22 protein-coding genes and 1 tRNA gene are annotated in these 17,958 nt (G+C 68.0%); 15 read left to right on the top strand and 8 right to left on the bottom strand.

The features are described from left to right. Positions 1-44 precede the first annotated feature (44 nt). A complete protein-coding gene (locus EP28_RS14675; RefSeq protein ID WP_255358276.1) occupies positions 45-173 on the top strand; it encodes an HVO_2523 family zinc finger protein in 129 nt (42 codons plus the stop codon). A gap of 83 nt (positions 174-256) precedes the next feature. On the opposite strand, the gene EP28_RS10475 is transcribed toward EP28_RS14675, so the two are convergent. Beyond that, positions 257-670, bottom strand: coding sequence for an EamA family transporter (locus EP28_RS10475; RefSeq protein ID WP_155118470.1), 414 nt, complete (start codon positions 668-670; stop codon positions 257-259). A 277-nt stretch (positions 671-947) separates the two neighbouring features. Here EP28_RS10475 and EP28_RS10470 point away from each other — a divergent pair, with 277 nt between their 5' ends. The 3 genes from EP28_RS10470 (at position 948) to hisD (ending at position 3,475) form a co-directional block, all read left to right on the top strand. Continuing rightward, the gene (locus tag EP28_RS10470) at positions 948-1,913 is read left to right on the top strand and encodes a phytoene/squalene synthase family protein (protein ID WP_049983983.1); all 966 of its coding nucleotides are present in this window, start codon (positions 948-950) and stop codon (positions 1,911-1,913) included. A 4-nt stretch (positions 1,914-1,917) separates the two neighbouring features. Continuing rightward, on the top strand, positions 1,918-2,127 hold the full coding sequence (locus tag EP28_RS10465; RefSeq protein WP_049983982.1) for a hypothetical protein: 210 nt from the start codon (positions 1,918-1,920) through the stop codon (positions 2,125-2,127). 70 nt (positions 2,128-2,197) lie between these two features. After that, the gene (gene hisD / locus EP28_RS10460) at positions 2,198-3,475 is read left to right on the top strand and encodes a histidinol dehydrogenase (protein ID WP_049983981.1); all 1,278 of its coding nucleotides are present in this window, start codon (positions 2,198-2,200) and stop codon (positions 3,473-3,475) included. A 143-nt stretch (positions 3,476-3,618) separates the two neighbouring features. On the opposite strand, the gene EP28_RS10455 is transcribed toward hisD, so the two are convergent. Beyond that, positions 3,619-4,338 carry a DUF8054 domain-containing protein gene (locus EP28_RS10455; RefSeq protein ID WP_049983980.1) on the bottom strand — a complete coding sequence of 240 codons (720 nt, stop codon included), beginning with the start codon at positions 4,336-4,338 and terminating at the stop codon, positions 3,619-3,621. 125 nt (positions 4,339-4,463) lie between these two features. On the opposite strand from EP28_RS10455, the gene EP28_RS10450 reads away from it, so the two are divergent. The 7 genes from EP28_RS10450 (at position 4,464) to hisG (ending at position 8,047) form a co-directional block, all read left to right on the top strand. Further along, complete coding sequence (locus EP28_RS10450) at positions 4,464-4,838, top strand: HesB/IscA family protein (RefSeq protein ID WP_049983979.1); 375 nt, start codon at positions 4,464-4,466, stop codon at positions 4,836-4,838. Positions 4,839-4,943: 105 nt separating this feature from the next. Continuing rightward, complete coding sequence (locus tag EP28_RS10445; RefSeq protein ID WP_049983978.1) at positions 4,944-5,189, top strand: DUF5816 domain-containing protein; 246 nt, start codon at positions 4,944-4,946, stop codon at positions 5,187-5,189. A 112-nt stretch (positions 5,190-5,301) separates the two neighbouring features. After that, entirely contained in the window at positions 5,302-5,640 is a 339-nt protein-coding gene (locus tag EP28_RS10440) for a DUF7116 family protein (protein WP_049983977.1), read from the top strand. A 174-nt stretch (positions 5,641-5,814) separates the two neighbouring features. Beyond that, on the top strand, positions 5,815-6,015 hold the full coding sequence (locus tag EP28_RS10435) for a dodecin (protein ID WP_049983976.1): 201 nt from the start codon (positions 5,815-5,817) through the stop codon (positions 6,013-6,015). Between the two features lie 105 nt (positions 6,016-6,120). Continuing rightward, positions 6,121-6,801, top strand: a complete 681-nt coding sequence (locus EP28_RS10430; protein WP_049983975.1) for a DUF7119 family protein — start codon at positions 6,121-6,123, stop codon at positions 6,799-6,801. Positions 6,802-6,849: 48 nt separating this feature from the next. Next, positions 6,850-6,923 (top strand) — tRNA-Lys (locus tag EP28_RS10425). A gap of 233 nt (positions 6,924-7,156) precedes the next feature. Continuing rightward, on the top strand, positions 7,157-8,047 hold the full coding sequence (hisG, locus tag EP28_RS10420; protein ID WP_049983974.1) for an ATP phosphoribosyltransferase: 891 nt from the start codon (positions 7,157-7,159) through the stop codon (positions 8,045-8,047). 65 nt (positions 8,048-8,112) lie between these two features. Here the strand turns inward: hisG and EP28_RS10415 are convergent, their stop codons facing one another. The 3 genes from EP28_RS10415 to EP28_RS10405 all read right to left on the bottom strand — a co-directional run bounded on the left by EP28_RS10415 (position 8,113) and on the right by EP28_RS10405 (position 10,715). Continuing rightward, entirely contained in the window at positions 8,113-8,376 is a 264-nt protein-coding gene (locus EP28_RS10415; protein ID WP_049983973.1) for a GIY-YIG nuclease family protein, read from the bottom strand. Positions 8,377-8,448: 72 nt separating this feature from the next. Further along, positions 8,449-9,192, bottom strand: a complete 744-nt coding sequence (locus EP28_RS10410; RefSeq protein ID WP_049983972.1) for a DNA polymerase sliding clamp — start codon at positions 9,190-9,192, stop codon at positions 8,449-8,451. A 119-nt stretch (positions 9,193-9,311) separates the two neighbouring features. After that, positions 9,312-10,715 (bottom strand): phosphohexomutase domain-containing protein, encoded by a 1,404-nt coding sequence (locus EP28_RS10405; protein ID WP_049983971.1) that lies wholly within the window; start codon positions 10,713-10,715, stop codon positions 9,312-9,314. A gap of 91 nt (positions 10,716-10,806) precedes the next feature. Here EP28_RS10405 and EP28_RS10400 point away from each other — a divergent pair, with 91 nt between their 5' ends. The 4 genes from EP28_RS10400 (at position 10,807) to EP28_RS10385 (ending at position 13,695) form a co-directional block, all read left to right on the top strand. Continuing rightward, positions 10,807-11,358 carry an NADPH-dependent FMN reductase gene (locus tag EP28_RS10400; RefSeq protein ID WP_049983970.1) on the top strand — a complete coding sequence of 184 codons (552 nt, stop codon included), beginning with the start codon at positions 10,807-10,809 and terminating at the stop codon, positions 11,356-11,358. A gap of 93 nt (positions 11,359-11,451) precedes the next feature. Next, positions 11,452-12,000, top strand: coding sequence for a Holliday junction resolvase Hjc (gene hjc, locus EP28_RS10395; protein WP_049983969.1), 549 nt, complete (start codon positions 11,452-11,454; stop codon positions 11,998-12,000). Between the two features lie 88 nt (positions 12,001-12,088). After that, positions 12,089-13,042 carry a serine/threonine-protein kinase Rio1 gene (rio1, locus tag EP28_RS10390; protein ID WP_049983968.1) on the top strand — a complete coding sequence of 318 codons (954 nt, stop codon included), beginning with the start codon at positions 12,089-12,091 and terminating at the stop codon, positions 13,040-13,042. A 110-nt stretch (positions 13,043-13,152) separates the two neighbouring features. Continuing rightward, complete coding sequence (locus tag EP28_RS10385; RefSeq protein ID WP_049983967.1) at positions 13,153-13,695, top strand: KH domain-containing protein; 543 nt, start codon at positions 13,153-13,155, stop codon at positions 13,693-13,695. Between the two features lie 21 nt (positions 13,696-13,716). On the opposite strand, the gene EP28_RS10380 is transcribed toward EP28_RS10385, so the two are convergent. The 3 genes from EP28_RS10380 to EP28_RS10370 all read right to left on the bottom strand — a co-directional run bounded on the left by EP28_RS10380 (position 13,717) and on the right by EP28_RS10370 (position 17,860). Continuing rightward, a complete protein-coding gene (locus EP28_RS10380) occupies positions 13,717-14,373 on the bottom strand; it encodes a lactate utilization protein (protein ID WP_049983966.1) in 657 nt (218 codons plus the stop codon). 314 nt (positions 14,374-14,687) lie between these two features. Beyond that, positions 14,688-16,337, bottom strand: a complete 1,650-nt coding sequence (thsA, locus tag EP28_RS10375) for a thermosome subunit alpha (RefSeq protein ID WP_080506137.1) — start codon at positions 16,335-16,337, stop codon at positions 14,688-14,690. Between the two features lie 185 nt (positions 16,338-16,522). After that, the gene (locus EP28_RS10370) at positions 16,523-17,860 is read right to left on the bottom strand and encodes a glutamate-1-semialdehyde 2,1-aminomutase (protein ID WP_049983965.1); all 1,338 of its coding nucleotides are present in this window, start codon (positions 17,858-17,860) and stop codon (positions 16,523-16,525) included. Between the last annotated feature and the right edge of the window lie 98 nt (positions 17,861-17,958).

Here is a 17,958-nt window from a genome sequence, read left to right as displayed (position 1 = left end):
CGGCGAGCGAGACGACTATGGCCCTTCCGGTGACACCTGATCGCATGGACGACTCAGCGGAGTCCGGCGGGCGGCCGTGTCCGATCTGTGAGACGCCGATGTACCACCGACACTGCAAGTACGTCTGCCCGGCCCACGGCGTCGTCTACGACTGTAGCGACACGTTCTATTAGGCAACATCGGAAGCGCCCGACCCAGAGGAAACGCATCCAAACCGATCGTGAAACGGATGAATCCGCGTGTACAGACCGCCGTATCACGTGGCGATGAGGACGACTGCAACGGCCCCGAACGCGATGCCGACGGCCTTCTTGACCGTAAGCGCCTCACCCAATACGACGATTCCGAGGAGCGCACCACCGACGAGGAACATCCCGAAGATCGGCACGACGACACTGACCGGACCGGTCGAGAGGGCGCGGAAATACCCCACGACGGCCCCGGTGAGACAGAGCCCTGCTGCGAGTGCAAACCCGATCGGTCGGCTCGTCACCGACGGGACCGACCACTCGCCGAACACGGCCGCCACGGCCACCGCTCCCGCGGCCAGGGTGCCGACGGCGATCGGCATGACGGTGAACGTCGGCAGGTCCTGAAGCGCAATTTTCATGAACAGGAACGCGAACGAATAACAGCCCATCGCCAGCAGTGCCCACAACACGTAGCTCACGGGAGCGCCCCCTCCGGATCATCGGTTTTTACGTGTCGGTGGGCCATCTGTTTCCCTCCACATCTGGCGGCCGTAAAAAAACCACGTCCAAACGCGACCGTCGCACCGCCGATGAGTCAGTCTGCAGGACGCGGTTTGCAGTCGCGTCGGCCGCTGTCGACGCCGGTGCTCCCTCCGAAATCGACACCGGGCGAACTGTTATGTTCGTGGAGTCCCAGTCATTTTGCATGACTGGCGACCCGCTATCGATCCGCCCTGCCGGCCCGCAGAGGGCAGCATGGTAGAGAAGACACAGGTCGCCCGGAGCAAGCGGATCCAACGCCGCACCGGCACGACCTTCCACGTCGCGACGCGGGTGCTCCCGAAACGGATCCGCCGTCCGACGTACGTGCTGTACGGCTTCTTCCGGATCGCAGACGAGATCGTCGACGCCCCCGACACCGGGCCTCCGGACGAACAGCGCGCGGAACTCGAACGGCTCCGTCGAGCCGCCCTCGGCGAGGAACAGACCGACGACCCGGTGTTGGACGCGTTCGCGACCGTCTGTGCGGAACGCGGCATCGACGACGCCGACGTCCACGCGTTCGTCGACGCGATGGAGAGCGATATCGACACCGACCGATACGAGACCTACGAGGAACTGGAGACGTACATGAACGGGTCGGCGGCGGCGGTCGGTCGGATGATGACGGCGATCATGGACTTGGATCCGGAGACGGAAGCGCGGGCGCTTCCGCACGCGACGAAGCTCGGCGAGGCGTTCCAGATGACGAACTTCATCCGCGACGTCCGCGAGGACGTCGTCGAGCGCGACCGGATCTACCTCCCGCTCGAAACCCTCGAAGCGCACGGCGTGAGCGAACGCCAGATCCTCGAGTTGGAGTTCGACGACCGCGTCGCGGCCGCGATCCGCTCGGAGCTCGCCCGCACCGAGCGGCTCTACGAGGAGGGCGTCGCGGGGATCAAGTACCTCCCCGAGGACTGCCAGTTCGCGGTGCTTCTCGCGTCGGTCCTGTACGCCGACCACCATCGGCTCATCCGGAACCTCGGGTACGACACCGTCTCGACGACGCCGGAACTCGCTTTGTCTCGGAAGCTCTCGCTTCTCGTCCGGACTCGCTGGAAGTGGCAGTGGACGCGCGACCCGGAGGCGGTCTTCTACGAGATGTGTGGCGGCTTCGACGCCTCCCGCGACCACCGCGAGCACGGACCGCACGGCCCGAGCGTCGCCCAGACCGACTGAACCGATGGACCGATCCCGATTCGTCTCTCTCACGCTGCTCGCGTTCGGCCTCGGATTCGCGGCGTTCATCCTCCGCGGTCTGGCTCGGACGCTCGGCTCGTATGACCTCGCCGTTGCGGTGTCCGCCCCCGTCCTGTTCGCCGCCGTCGCGCTCCTCGCGGGGCTTTCGGTCCGCGCGGCGCTCGACGTGACGGGCGTTCGTCCGCTTGAGTGACGGTGCTGTTCCCAGCCCCTGGGGTTCCCGAGTCGGAATCTCCTTCCCGCCGCGGCCCGGAGACGGCCGTATGAACGTACGAACCGTCGCCGACCTCTCGCCGGCCGAGCGCCGCGCCTTCTTCGAGCGCGACGCCGGCGTCGAGGCGGTGCGCGACGACGTGAGCGACATCGTCGGCCGGGTGCGCGAGGAGGGCGACGCCGCGCTGCGCGAGTTCTCGGAGGAGTTCGACGGCGTGGCCGTCGGCAACATCGATGTCACCGACGACGCGGAGCGCGCGCACACGGAACTCGACGACGCGACCGACCCCGTCTTGGATGCGGTCCGCGACGCCGCCGCAAACATCCGCGAGTTCCACGAGCGACAGCGGCCCGAAGACTGGCGCGAGGAGTTCGGCGACCGCGAACTCGGCCGTCGGTTCCGCCCGATCGACCGCGCCGGCGTGTACGTCCCCGGCGGCGCGGCGGCGTACCCCTCCAGCGCGCTGATGGGCGTGATCCCCGCGACCGTGGCCGGCGTCGACCACGTCGCGGTCGCCACCCCGCCCGCCGACGACCTCAACCCCGTCACGCTCGCGGCGATACACGAGGCCGGCGCGGACGCGGTGTATCAGGTCGGCGGCGCACAGGCGATCGCCGCGCTCGCGTACGGGACGGAGACGGTGACGAACACGCAGAAGATCGTGGGGCCCGGTAACAAGTGGGTCACCGCCGCGAAGTCGGTCGTGCAGGGCGACGTCGAGATCGACTTCCTCGCCGGCCCGAGCGAGGTGCTCGTGCTCGCCGACGGCACCGCGGATCCCGACCTCGTGGCGGCAGACCTCGTGGCGCAGGCCGAACACGACCCGAACGCCTCCGTCGTGGCCGTCACCGACGACGCCGCCGTCGCCGACGCGGTCGCGGACGCGGTCGAAGAGCAGGTAGCGGGCCGCGAGCGCGAAGAGACGATCCGAGCCGCCCTCGACAACGAGGCTTCCGGCGTCCTCCACGCGCGCTCGATGCCCGAAGCCGTGCTGTTCGCCGAGGAGTACGCCGCCGAGCACCTCTCGATCGTGGCCGACGACGACGAGGCGCTGCTCGCCCGGATCTCGAACGCCGGCTCCGTCTTCCTCGGTCCGTACTCGCCCGTCGCCGCCGGCGACTACGCGACCGGGACGAACCACGTGCTCCCGACGAACGGGGGTGCGAAGCGCTACGGCGGCCTCTCCGTCGACACGTTCCTCCGGTCGTCGACGGTCCAGCGGCTCGACCGCGACGCGCTCTCGGGCCTCTCCGAGACGATCACGACGCTCGCGGACGCGGAGGGGTTGGAGGCGCACGCCGAGAGCGTCCGCAAGCGGTTCGAGTAGCCACACTGCAGGCGTCACGCGCCGCGCTCGGCTTTCGACGCCGGCTCGCTCCGCCCGCCACTCGTCGGGAGCGCCAGCTTGCTGTTGTGGCGCTGGGGAATCGAGATCATCCCGATTTCGGTGCCGCGGCGGGCGCCGGCCCGTCAGCGTTGGTCGCCGAAGACGATCGCGTCGCAGTCGGTACAGGCGCGGACGGACAGGTCCGGGTCGCCGTTCGGATCGTCGAGGCACTGCCCGAGCGTCGTCTCCGCTATCGCCCCGTCACAGACAGGACAGGCGTCGAGAAGCATCCGGATGGGACGGGCCGCTTCACGGGAGAGCGCGTCGCCGACGCCTCGCTCGCGAAGTTCCGACGCGGCCGCGACCTCGGCGAGCGCTATCGCCCGGGGGAGCCACACGCCGGGCGTTCCGGCGAGCATGATCCGCCCCTCATGAGCGTATCCAGTGACGCCCTCCCCGGCGATCGCGGCCGCCCGCTCGGCGAGGGTCGTATCGGACTCCTCACGGAGCGACCCGATCCGTGCGTCGAGCGCCTCGCGGAACGACGCCGTGAGCGCGAGCGTCTCTCCGTCTTCGATTAGCGCGTCGACCTCGATGAGCCGCGACATCACGATCTCCGGATCGATCGCGTCGCCGTCGCCGACGCCGCCGGCGGCCACGGCGTCGGATTCCGGGGGCGATTCGGCCTCTGACGGCGCGTCTGCGGCGTCGCGGATGGTCGCGTCGCTGTCTCCGGACTCTCCGTCTGCGGCGTCCGCGGTGTCGGCGTGTGGATCGGTCACGCCTTGCCGGTCGTCGTCGAACGAGGTAGGTCTGGCGGCCGCGGTCGCTCCCGCGCCGAGGTCAATCGAGCGTCGCGTCACCGTCGCGTCATCGGTGCGTCACCGTCGCGTCACGCTCGGAGCATCGCGTCGACGTAACCACTCAGGGTCACGCCGACCGCGCACTCGCCGGCAGGGTTTTGGCCACGCGGACGGAACAGGCGAGCATGAGTACCGAGACGGCCGATACAGACGGCGGCGGGAGCGAGCCGGCGATCGAGGTGACCCCCGACGCCGCGTCGGAGGCGCTCTCTCTTCTGGAGGGCGAAGGCCTCGACACCGACGAAGCCGGACTGCGGTTGTTCGTCCAGCAGGGCGGCTGTGCGGGTCTCTCCTACGGGATGCGGTTCGACACGGAACCGGAAGCCGACGATCTCGTCGTCGAACACCACGGGCTCCGCGTGTTCGTCGACCCCGCGAGCCAGAACTACATCGGCGGGAGCACGCTCGATTACGAACACGGTCTCCAGGCCGCCGGCTTCGAGGTCGAGAACCCGAACGTCGTCTCCGAGTGCGGCTGCGGTGAGTCGTTCCGGACGTGACTGTCAGCGGTTCCGCGCCCGGCGCTCGCAGTCGCTCCATACCTCGACGTGTCGCGTCCGTCTCCGAGTCGCGTTTTTAAGCCCGTCCGGACGGTACCGGGTCGTATGAGTCTCGACGCCTCGACGACCACCGACGGTGAGCGAGTGTACACAGACCGGACGCTGGCCGAACGCGGCGCGGACGGCCCTTTCTACGTCGTGTTCGAAGACGCCGACGGATCGTCGCGCTGGGGGTTCCGGTGTGGCAACTGCGACTCCTTCGGCACCGCGATGGACACGATGGGCCGGATCCAGTGTACCGACTGCGGGAACATCAAAAAGCCCGACGAGTGGGACGCGGCCCACGAGTGACCCGCTGGACATCCGGCGTCATCTCCCACTCCTCTCCCACGAACGACGCGTACTCGCGGCCCGCCAGAATCGTGAGAAACTTTATCACGGATGGTGGCCAACGTCGAAGTAGATGGCCCCTGCGAGCATCCCCCCGACGACGGAGGCCAGAGACGTCTTTCGTGAACTCGGATACACCGTCAGCGAAGACGGACGCGAGTTCGTCGCAGAGCGGAAGTGGCGACGCGTCCTCGTGACGGTGTTGTGTCTCGACGACGACGACCTCGACCCGTATCTCGCGGACGGCGGCGACACCCCTCGGCTGCGATGTTTCGTCACATGGCGCGAGAACGCCGGCGATCTCCGGGACCGACTCGTCTCGAAGAAGCCGCCGTACGACTGGGCGGTCATCGGCATCGAGGACGACGGCGCGGACTTCGCCGTGATGGAAGGCGCGCCGGGCAGTCCGTAGTCCGACGCGACCCGCCAGTTCTCGCCGGACTGTGCTCTACCAGTTCTCGCCGGACTGCGCTCTACCAGTTCTCGCCGGACTACGGCCGAGCACCCTTTTCCACCGCCCGTCCGGATCCCCTCGATCGCGGTCGGGGATACATTCAAGCCCCCGTGTGCCGAACCAGCACATGACATGGTATTTAAGAAGATCACGATGATCGGCACGAGCGAGGAGAGCTTCGAGGCCGCGGCCGACGACGCGATAGACCGCGCCGAGGATACGCTCGAAAACGTCTATTGGGCGGAGGTACAGGAGTTCGGCGTCGAGCTCCGGGACGCGGCCGACAGGGAGTATCAGGCCGAAGTCGAGATCGCCTTCGAACTGGCCGACTGAGCCGTGGTCCGGGCGGCACGGACGTCACGGTTCCCGCGTCCCAGTCGGGAGCGAAACCTGCCAGAGTGCCGGTCGCTTATGTAGACGGCCGCGAAGGAATACGACATGACCGAGGATTCACGCGCGGACCGGCGCTCGCCCGTCGGCGAGCCGGTCGTCCGATCGGATCCGTCCGTCACGGGCGAGCGCGCCGCCGAGGCGGTCGGCTTCGACCCCGACGATCCCGAAAGCGTCGCCGAGGCGGCCGAGACGGTGGCGCGCTTCGCGGCCGGCGACGTCGGCGACGACGACCATGTGTTGATGCTTCGGGGTGCGGCCGCGTGCGCGGCGCTCGTCCGCGGCGTCGGGTCGTACAAGACGGCGGCCGAACGCGCCGGCGACGACGTGAGCGTGGCGTTCATCCGCAAGTGGGCGCGCGTCCACGACCTCCCGCAGGCGATCCGCCGGCAGGTCGCGAGCGGGCAGATAGCGCCGAGTGCGGCCAAACACATCGCGCGGCTCGGCGGCACCGACCGGTACCTGCTCGCGTGGGCGACCATCGACGGCGACCTGACGGTCCGCGAGGTCCGCTCCATCGCCTCGGCGGTCAACGACGGCCGCGACGTCGAAAGCGCGGTCCGCGAGACGGGCGTGCAGCTCGGGCACGTCGGCGTCGACCTCCCCCTCGACACGTACGTCGAACTCCGGCGGCGGGCCTCGAACGAGGGCCGCGACCCCGGCGACATCGTCGCGACCGCGCTCGACGACTACTTCGGCGACGAGGGCGGCGCGCCCCGGTCGCCGTAGCGCGTTTCTAAACGTTTATCCGTGGTGTGCTCGTAGTCGCGTCCGTCTGGGCCGGTAGCTCAGTTAGGGAGAGCGTCCGGCTTTTAACCGGACGGTCGGGGGTTCGAATCCCTCCCGGCCCGTTTTCCTGCGACCAACGGGAGCAGTGAAAACGCCAGAGGGATTCGAAGAGGCCAGTCGCGCACAGCGAACGAAGTGAGCGAGCACGTCTGGACGTGGTTCGAATCCCTCCCGGCCCGTACTTTTCGCGGCGAGCAGTTCGCGAGCCGCGAGGCCGTCGATGAGAGGGCATCACTCCGCCGACCGCGCTCGCCCGGACGAAAACGTTTCCCGCGCGCCCTGCGAGTCGTCGAGTATGCGCATCGCCGTCCCCAACAAGGGCCGCTTACACGATCCGACGCTCTCGCTTTTAGAACGCGCCGGCCTCCACGTCGAGGAGACCGCGGACCGCCAGCTGTACGCGGACACGGTCGATCCCGAGGTGACGGTGCTTTACGCACGCGCGGCCGACATCCCCGAATACGTCCGCGACGGCGCGGCCGACCTCGGCGTCACCGGCCTCGATCAGGCCGCGGAGTCCGGCGGGGTCGCCGACGACCGCACGACGGCCGGCGACGACGATCTGGTCGACCTCCTCGATCTCGGCTACGGCTCCTGTCGCTTGGTGCTCGCCGCGCCGGAAGACGGCGACGTCGCGACTGTCGAGGATCTGGCGGGCGCGACGATCGCAACCGAGTTTCCGACGGTCACCCGGGAGTACCTCGACCGAAAGGGAGTGGACGCCGACGTGGTCACGGTCACGGGCGCGACCGAACTGACCCCGCACGTCGACATGGCGGACGCCATCGTCGACATCACCTCGACGGGAACGACGCTGCAGGTGAACCGCCTCGCCGTGATCGACGAGGTGCTCGCCTCGTCCGTGCGGCTGTTCGCCCGCGCCGACGTCGCGGACGACCCCAAAGTCGAGCAGGTGCGGACGGCCTTCGAGTCCGTCCTCGCCGCCGACGGGCGCCGTTACCTGATGATGAACGCGCCGAAAGACCGCCTCGACGAGGTGAAAGACGTGATCCCGGGGTTGGGCGGCCCGACCGTGATGAACGTGGAGGCAGACGAGAACGGCAACGGGATGGTCGCGGTCCACGCCGTCGTCGAGGAGCGCGACGTGTTCGCGACTATCTCGGAGCTCAAGGACGTCGGCGCGAGCGGCATCCTCGTCACGGAGATAGAACGCCTGGTGGAGTGATCGGACCGGCCCGCGTCCGCTCGCGGTCCCGTTTCGATCGGGCGTCTGGTTGAGTCCCGTTTCGATCAGGTGTCCGGCTGCGATTCCGTCTCGATCAGTCGGTCTTTCTCCGGGCGCGTGAGCGACTTGATCGCGTGTTCTCTCGACATCGCCGCCGACTTCGAGTCGAACGACTCGACGTGCCGGAGCGTCACGGGTGTTCGCCCGCGGGTGTACTTCGCGCCCGCTCCGGCGTCGTGTTCGGCGACCCGCCGCTCGACGTCGGTGGTGTACCCGGTGTACAGCGTCCCGTCGGCACACTCGATCACGTACACGTAGTGGTCTGTCACGGGAGTGTATGGGTCTCGTCGATGTCGTGGGGGGACGGCCGTCGGGGTCGCGGACAGAGCCGTTCGGTCGGCTCAGTCGCTCTGGATCCGCGGTGCGAGCATGAACGTCACGGTACCGAGTCCCTCGGCGAAGCCGTAGTGGAGCTTGACGGGGAACTCCTCGCCGAGTTCGATGGTCACCTCGGCGTCGGAGGGGATCGCCTTGTTCATGTCTTTGAGGTAGTCCAGGCTGAAAAGCGAGTCTGCGGGGCCGGCGGTGAGCGCGATGAGGTCCTCGCGGGTGAGTTCCAAGTCGACGTCGTCGGTGTCGCCTTCCGCCTCGATGAAGAAGGCCTCGTCGGCCTCGTTGACGCGGAGTCGGATGTGGTCGGAGACCATGTCGGCGGCCGTGATGCCGCGACCGATCTGTGCGCCCTCGACGACGATCTCGGCGGCGAGATCGAGGTCGGGGATATCCGGCTCCTGACGGATCGAGTCGGGGTCGATGAGCGCGAGGGTGTAACTCAGTCCGTCGATCTCGATGTGGAGTTTGCGGGTCTCCTCGTCGAGTTCGAGGTGGATCAGGTCGCCGGAGTTGGCCATCCCGGCGATGTCTTCGAGCCGGGCGAGGTTGACGCCGATAACGCCGCCGTCGGCTTCGTAGGACTCGAACGCGGCGGCTTCGAGGGTGAGGTCGACCATCCCGACGTTGGCGGGATCGACCGCCCGGATCGAGAGTTCCTCCTCGTTCAGGCGGATCTTGCACTCGTCGACCAACACGCTCACCGAGTCGAGCGCGTCCTGAAACGTCGACGCGCCCACGATGGCCTTGAACATATACGTTCGGCTAGGGCGGTATCACCTAAAAAGGCACCCGATCGGAGCGGGACGAGAACGCACGAGCCACGCGGGCAGGTGGCCGCCGACGGCGACTGAATCGGCAGGCCGCTCCCGTCTCAGATCAGCGGCTCAACGATCTCGCGCCCCTCGTCGAGGAGGGCCGCCACTGCCTCGTCGCTGTCGGCTTCGGCGTACACACGGAGCTTCGGCTCGGTTCCCGAGGGGCGGACGAGCAGCCACGACCCGTTCTCTAAGAGGAGCTTGAACCCGTCGAGGGTGACGACCTTCGCGACCGGGGAGCCGCGCACCGACTCGGGGATGTGGTCTTCGAGTTCGGCGAGGACCGCTTCCTTCCGGTCGTCGGGACAATCGAGCGACACCTTCCCGGCGGCGATGTGTCCGTGTTCGTCGAGCAGCCGGTCGACCCGGTCGTCGAACGGCTCCGCGGCGTGTGCGCTCGCGGCGAGAAGCGCCATCAACACGCCGTCCTTCTCCCGGACGTGTCCCCGGAGGGTGAACCCGCCGGACTCCTCGCCGCCGAATAGCGCGTCGTGGTCGCCCATCGCCTCGGCGACCCACTTGAAGCCGACCGGCGTCTCGTACACCTCCTCGCCGTGTGCCTCCGCGATCCGGTCGACGAGGAACGTCGTCGAGACGGTTCGGACCGCCGGGCCGGCGTCGGTTTCGAGCAGCCGGTCGTAGCAGGCGGCGTAAAATAAGTTGGCGTCGAGCACGCCGCGGTCGGGGGTGACGACCGCGATACGGTCCGCGTCGCCGTCGTTGGCGACGCCGAGATCGATGTCGCTCTCCGGGTCCGTGACGCGGTCTGCCAGCTCGCCGAGGTGTTCCGCGGAGGGCTCGGGGGAGTCGCCGCCGAACGTCACGTCGCGGTCACAGCGCAGTCGGACAACCTCCGCGCCGGCGGATTCGAGGAGCGCGTCCGTTACCCCGCGGCCGCTCCCGTGCATGGCGTCGTACGCGACCGTGATACCGGAAAGATCGACTCCGCCACCATCTCCGGCGACGACGCCGACCACCGAGCGAGCCGACTCGGCGTGGCTGGTCACGAGGTCGACGCGCGAGACGTCGCCGCGCTCGGCTGCGGGCAGCAGCTCCGGCTCCGCGAGCCGGTCGACCACGTCCTCGGTCACGTCGGGGAGCGCGGGCGCGCCGTCGTGTGGGATGAACTTCACGCCGTTGTACTCGGGCGGGTTATGCGAGGCGGTGACCATGCACGCGCCGGCGAGCCCGCGGTCGACGATGGCGTGAGCGATGACCGGGGTGGGGACGTCGCGTTCGGGAAGGAGCACGTCGAAGCCGTTGCCGGCGAGAACTTCCGCGAGACTCTCTGCGAACCCTTCAGAGGTTTCGCGCGCGTCGTAGCCGACCGCGACCGGCTCGTCGTGGCCCGCCGCTTTCAGGTGGTCTGCGACCGCCTGTCCGACGATCCGCACGCGCTCGTCTGTGAAGACGTCGAGGGTGGCTCGCCACCCGTCCGTGCCGAAGGCAATCTGATCCATGCCCGTCACGTCGTAGGCGGGAACAATAAGGCCCGGTGTCGTCTGGACGGCGAACACGCTCGCTTTTGTCGCCGGGGTCCGAACCTGACGTATGACCCGAATCGTCGCCATCTCCGGGAGCCGCCGGAAGGCGAGCACGACGCGCGCGGCGCTCCGCGTCGCCCTCGACGCCGCGGGCGACGCCGGCGCGGAGACGGACCTGATCGATCTCGGCGCGGTCGACCTCCCTTTGTATCACCCGAACGAGGACGCACAGGGCGACAGCGAGGCGCTCACGCGGCGTGTGCGCGAGGCCGACGGCGTGCTCGCTGGCACTCCCGTCTACCGCGGCTCCTACTCGTCGACGTTCAAGAACTTCCACGACTTCTGCGGCTCCGACGAGTACGAGGACACCACCGTAGGACTGCTCGCGACCGCGGGTGGCGGCTCCTACGGCGGGACGCTCGAACACCTCCGGTCGACGTTCCGGAACGTCCACGCGTGGACGGTTCCCGACGAGGTGGGGATAGAGCGCGCCTCCTCGAAGGTCGCGACGGGCGGAGATCCGGACGGCCACCCGCGGATTGCGGACGCGGACCTTCGCCGACGCACCGAGCGACTGGGTCGAGTCGTCGTCGAGCACGCGGAACGGATGCGGGGATGACGGCCGTCGGGACAGTCGCGTCCGCCTCGCGGGGGGCTGTGACCCGCCGCCCTTTTGAGCGTCTCGCGCCTACGGCGGGCATGACCGAATCGGGTGACGACGACCGTGGCCGCTAACCGGAAGGGCGACCGCCGCGAGCGGGAGTTAGTGAACGCGCTGGACGACGCCGGGTTCGCCGTGATGCGTGCGCCGGCCAGCGGCTCGTCGACGGAGCGGGAGCTACCCGACGTGCTCGCCGGCGACGGCGAGACGTTCTACGCGATCGAGGCGAAATCGAGCGCGGGAAACCCGATCTACCTCACCGGCGAAGAGGTCGAGGCGCTGCTGTTTTTCGCCCGAAACTTCGGTGCGAAGGCGCGGATCGCGGTCCGATTCGACCGCGAGGACTGGTATTTTTTCCATCCCGGCGACCTGTATACCACGGACGCGGGCTCGTATCGCGTCAAAAAGGAGACGGCGCTCGCGGACGGGACGGACTTCGCCGAGTTCGCCGGCGAGACGCGAAAGGTGACGCTCGACGAGGTCGGCGGCGGACGCGACGGCGGGGACGATACGGACCCCGAGACGGAAGAGCGGCGGGCGATATTGGAGGCCGTCAGAGACGACCACATGTCGGTCGCGGACGCGCTCGACGTGTTGTGACGCCTCTGTGGCGCGGTCGACGCGACACCGAGAGCGGGTCGGTCCGGACCCTCTCGCTTATCCCTCGCGATGTCGAACGTCCACGCGAATGAGCGATTTCGGCCTGTTGGAGCCCGCTGACGACCCCGGCGACGAGTGGGAACAGCTCGACGTCTCCGACACCGAGGCCGACCGGATCGCGCGCCGGCAGGACCGCGAGTTCGACGAGTTCCGCAAGCGGATCAAGGACACGGAGCAGTTCAAACTGCAGGAGTCGGTGTTCGACGACGCGACGCTCGCGGCCGTCTACAAGCTCGTACAGGACGGCTACGTCGACGCCTTCGGCGGCCCGGTGTCGACCGGCAAGGAGGCGAGCGTCTTCGAGGCGCTCGGCGGGCAGGCCGGCGAGCGACCGGAACCGGGGTCGGCCGCGGCCGGCGGCGGCCCCGATGGCGTCCACCCGGAGCGAGAGGTCGCCGTGAAGGTGTACCGGATCAACTCCTCGAACTTCCGGCAGATGCGCGAGTACCTGGAGGGCGACCCGCGGTTCGAGGGGATCGCGAACGACAAGAAGGCGGTCGTGTTGGCGTGGACCCGCAAGGAGTTCGCCAACCTCGAACGCGCCCGCACGGCGGGTGTGCGAGTCCCGGAACCGATCGCGGTCCAGCGGAACGTCCTCGTGATGGAGCTCGTCGGTCACGCCGACGACCGCGCGCGTCGACTGAGCGAGGTCGACGTCGAGAACCCTGCGACCGCCTACGAGGTCGTCCGCGAGTACATGCGACGGCTCTATCGCGCCGGGCTGATCCACGGCGACCTCTCCGAGTACAACATGATCATCCACGAGGGCGAGCTGGTGGTCATCGACATGGGTCAGGCGGTGACCGTCCATCACCCGAACGCCGGCGAGTTCCTCGACCGCGACTGCGAGAACGTGGCAGCCTTTTTCACCAGACAGGGGATCGACGTCGATCCGGACGATCTCCGCGCGTACGTGACCGAACCGGAACCCGATCCGAGCGGATCGCGGGATCCGGAGTCGACGGCTCACTCCGACGAGTAGGCCAGCGAGTACACCGCGATCCACGCGAACTCCGCCGAAGAGCGCGCCACACGGCCGCATGCCGCCCGCAGCGGAACACGCTTAAAAGGCTCGGCCGGGTATTCACTTCTATGCAACACGTGACGGTTCCGCAGGACCGGATCGGCGTCGTCATCGGCGCTGGTGGCGAGACGATGCGGGAGATCGAAGAGCGGGCGAACGTGCGACTCGACGTCGATTCGGAGTCGGGTAGCGTCGCCATCGAAGAGCGAGACGACCCCGTCGCCGCGATGGTGGCACCCGATGTGATCAAAGCGATCGGGCGCGGCTTCACGCCGGAGACGGCGCTGTCGATCCTCGACCACGACCTCCGAACGCTCGATCTGATCGACCTGTCCGAGCACACCCGCAACGACAACGACCTCCAGCGGAAGAAGGGGCGGATAATCGGCGAGAACGGCCGGACGCGGGAGCTACTCGAAGAGCTGTCCGGCGCGAACGTCGTCGTTTACGGCTCTACCGTCGGTGCGGTCGGCCAGCCGGAGGAACTCGAGGTCGTCCGCCGGGCGGTCGGAATGCTCCTCGACGGCGCGCCGCACGGCGCGGTGTACTCGTACCTCGAACGGATGTCGAACGAGCTCGACGACGACGTGAGCTTCAACGCGCCGCAGTAGGGTGTCGAGGGTACAGCGCCGTTAGTACCCGAGCCGCTCGCGCACGAGGACGACCGTCGTCCGGCCCTCCTCCGTCTCGCGACGGTAGACGAGCTGTTTGGCGATCGCCGACTCGACGCCGTACGCCTCCTGTGCGCGCTCGTTCTCCAGCGGGTACGCGACCGATTCCAGCCGGTCGAACGCGTCCGAGAGCGTCGGGACGATCTTGTTCGTGCCGCTGACGATCACCACGTTGCCGGCGGCGAAGGGATACGCGCCGATCCGGCTGCCGGAGAGGTCGGCTGCGACCAACTCGCCCGTCTCCGCGATCGCGTTGATCCCGCCGAGGAAGTAGTCGGCCGTCTGTGACTCGCGCCGTGCGGTCTGTCGCTCCGCGTCGTCGCCGATGCTCCAGATCTCATCGGGGAGACTCTCCCACTCGTGGTCGCCCTCGCTGAGGAACTCGTCGAAGCCGATCTCTTCGAGCGTCGTCGAGTGTCCGTTCATCACCGACGCGCCCGCGGGGATCTGCTCCGTGACCGCCGCGAGCGCCTCCTCGGCGTCGTCGACGACGACGACGTCGAAGCCGCGCTCTTCGAGGCTTTCGACCGTGGCCTCGACCGTCTCGTCATCGGCGACCGCGTCCAGTGTCTCGTCGATCTCCGTCTCGTCCACGTAGTCGGCTTTTTGCTGTGACATGGTAGGGGTAAATCGAACGGACCGCGCCGCGCCGCTCACGGCGAGCCCGTCTCGTGGATCGATCGAAGGCGCGGACGCCACTTAACCGCTCGCGAACACCCGTGTCGGGTGGTTACATCGATGTTATCGCTGTCGGGGTGAAACCGGTCGCTCGTCCACCGACCGACGAGCCGGTGGCTCTGTGGTCGCTCGTCGCGTCGTCGATAAAAATCGCGTGTCGTCGGAGCCCGCAGTGGGCGCGACGGTCGGTCGGAAGGCGGTTCGGCGGAACGGCTGCGGTCGGAGTCAGGGAGCGTGTGAGTTCTCGCCGAACTTCACATCGCACCGCCCATGCCGCCCATGCCGCCCATGCCGCCCATGCCGCCGGGCGCGCCGCCGGGGCCGCCCTCGTCGCCGTCGTCGTCGGAGCCGCCGCCCTTGAGGTCGCCGGCCGCGATGACGTCGTCGATGCGGAGGATCATGACGGCCGCCTCGGTGGCGGACTCGATGGCTTGGGTCTTGACGCGGAGCGGCTCCACGACGCCCTCGGCCTCCATGTCGATCACGTCGCCCGTGTAGGCGTCGAGACCCGCGCCGAACTCGCCGCCGTCGTGGCGGGCGCGGAGGTCGACGAGCGAGTCGATGGGGTCGAGACCCGCGTTCTCGGCGAGCGTGCGCGGGACGACTTCTAACGCGTCGGCGAACGCTTCGACCGCGAGCTGCTCGCGGCCGCCGACGGAGTCGGCGAAGTCGCGGAGCTGGAGGGCCAGCTCGGCCTCGGGCGCACCGCCGCCGGGCAGGACCTGCCCGTCGAGAAGCGTGGTGCGGACGACGCCGAGCGAGTCCTCGATGGCGCGCTCGACCTCGTCGACGACGTGCTCGGTGCCGCCGCGGAGGATGAGGGTGACGGACTTCGCCTCTTCGACGTCCTCGACGAAGATGCGCTCGTCGCCGCCGATGTCCTTCTGGGCGACGGAGCCGGCGAAGCCGAGGTCGTCCGACTCGATGTCGTCGAGGTTGGAGACGACGCGGCCGCCCGTCGCGCGGGCGAGGCGTTTGAGGTCGCCGGACTTCGCGCGGCGGACCGCCAGGATGCCCTCCTGTGCGAGGTAGTGCTGGGCCATGTCGTCGATGCCGTCGCCGACGAAGACGACGTCAGCGCCGATGTCGACGAGGTGATCGACCATCTCGCGCAGCTGTTCTTCCTCCTGGTCGAGGAACTGCTGGAGCTGGTCGGGGTCGGTGACGTTGACCTCGGCGTCGATCTCCGTCTCCTTCACTTCGATTGCGCCGTCGAACAGCGCGACGTCAGCGTCCTCGACGGCGAAGGGCATGTTCTCGTCGACGCGCTCTTTGTCGACGATGACGCCCTCGACGAGCTCGGACTGGTCGATCGAGCTGCCGACGACCTTCTCGACGGAGACGTTCTCCGTGTCGATGTCGTCGTCGTCGGCGACCGCGAGCACGGCGTCGACGACGAGTTCGGCGAGCAGGTCCTTGGAGTTCTCCGCGCCCTTGCCCGTCATCGCCGTCTGGGCGATCTCGACGAGCGTGTCGTAGTCGTCCTCGGAGACGTCGATGGCCTCCTCGTCGAGGATTTCCTTGGCCTTCTCTGCGGCCTGACGGTACCCCTGTGCGAGCGTGGTCGCGTGGATGTCCTGATCGAGAAGCTCCTCGGCCTGATCGAGGAGTTCACCGGCGACGACGACGGCGGAGGTGGTCCCGTCGCCGACCTCCTCCTCCTGCGTCTCCGAGACCTCGACAATCATGTTGGCCGCCGGGTGGTCGATATCCATCTCTTTGAGGATGGTGACGCCGTCGTTCGTGACGACGACGGACCCGCCGGAGTCGACGAGCATCTTGTCCATCCCTTTCGGACCGAGCGTGGTGCGGACGGACTCCGCGACCGCCTTGCCGGCCGTGATGTTCATGTTCTGGGCGTCCTTTCCGGAGGTGCGCTGCGACTCCTCGGAAAGTACGATCATCGGCTGGTTACCCATCCGCTGTCGCTGGGACATAATCACCCATTGATTGTTTGTGATTCTATATAAACCTTCCGCACATGCCGTGCGAAATCGCCACACGGGGGCGTCGACGATGCTGGTGTGTGGCTCGTTATCACGGGTGTTTATATAGAACGACAGACAGTCAGCATCGCCGCAGCCGACGGTCAGATCGCTTCCCGGTACGCTGCAAGCGTCTTCTCGACGTCCGCCTCCGTGTGCGCGTAGGAGGTGAACTGACACTCGAACTGGTTGGCGGTAAGGAACACGCCGCGGTCTTTCATCTCCTGCCAGAACACCCGCTCCCAACGGTCGGTCTCCGCTTTCCCCACGTCCGCGCCGGTCTTCGGACAGGTGCCGTAGCGCCCGCAGTCGGGGTCCTGCCGACAGCCGTCCGCACAGCCGTCTGCGGTGTCGGCGGGCGGCTCTCGGGTGAATACCGTCTTGAACATCGAGTCGGTCCCGACGACCGTGTACTCGGGTGCCCGATCGGCACAGATCTCGGCTATTCCCTCGCGGAGCTTCCGGCCGAGGCGGTTGACGTGCTCGTACACGTCGTTTTCGGCCGCGTACTCCAGCGTGGCCTTGCCCGCGGCCATCGTCACGGGATGCCCGGAGAAGGTGCCGGACTGGAACACGTCGCCCGCGGGCGTGAACCCCTCGATTATCTCCGCTTTCCCGCCGATCGCGCCGACGGGGAACCCCCCGCCGACGATCTTCCCGAAGGTGGTGACGTCGGGCGTGACGCCGAACTTCGACTGCGCACAGCCGAGGCCGCCGACGCGGAACCCGGTGATCACCTCGTCGAAGATCAGAAGCGCGCCGTGGTCGTCACACAGGTCCCGAAGCGTCTCGTGGTAGCCGTCGACGGGCATCACGATCCCTTTGTTCGCCAAGATCGGCTCCACGAGCACCGCGGCGATGTCGTCGCCGTGTTCGGCGAACACCTCCGTTGCGGCCTGCGGATCGTTGAACGGGATCGGGAGCGTGTGTTTCGCGAACGCCGCCGGAACCCCCTTCGTCGACGGATGCGGGTTCTCGGGGGTTCCGTCGACGAGCGTCGACTCCTGTGCGCCGTGGTACCCGCCCTGCATCACGACGATCTTGTCGCGGTCGGTGTGGCCCCGCGCCAGCCGGACCGCGGACACCGTCGCCTCCGTCCCCGAGTTGACGAACCGGATCGACTCGACACTCGGGACGTGGCGCGCCACGAACTCGGCGTGTTCCACTTCGACCTCCGTGGGCGCACCGTACATCGGTCCCGCCGCCGCGTGCGACTGGATCGCCGACTCGACCGGGTCCGGGAGGTCGTGGCCGTACAGGAGCGGTCCGTACCCCATCACCCAGTCGACGTACCGGTTGCCGTCGGCGTCGATGACGTGGCCGCCGTCCCCGCGTTCGACGAAGAAGGGGTGTGGCATCGTCGCGCGGACCGACGAGTTGACCCCGCCGGGCGAGACCGACAGCGCGCGGTCGTACAGTTCCCGTGAGCGCTCGTGGTTCATGTCCCGCGGTTGGGTTGGGAGGGTGAAAGTAGTTGCCGACCCGTCCCGCCGCGGGTCGAGAGCAATTGGTGAACGGACCGCCGTCAGTTCGCCCGCCG

This window comes from Halorubrum sp. BV1, from assembly GCF_000746205.1.
Lineage (GTDB): Archaea > Halobacteriota > Halobacteria > Halobacteriales > Haloferacaceae > Halorubrum.
This window is presented reverse-complemented; position numbering and strand designations above follow the sequence as displayed.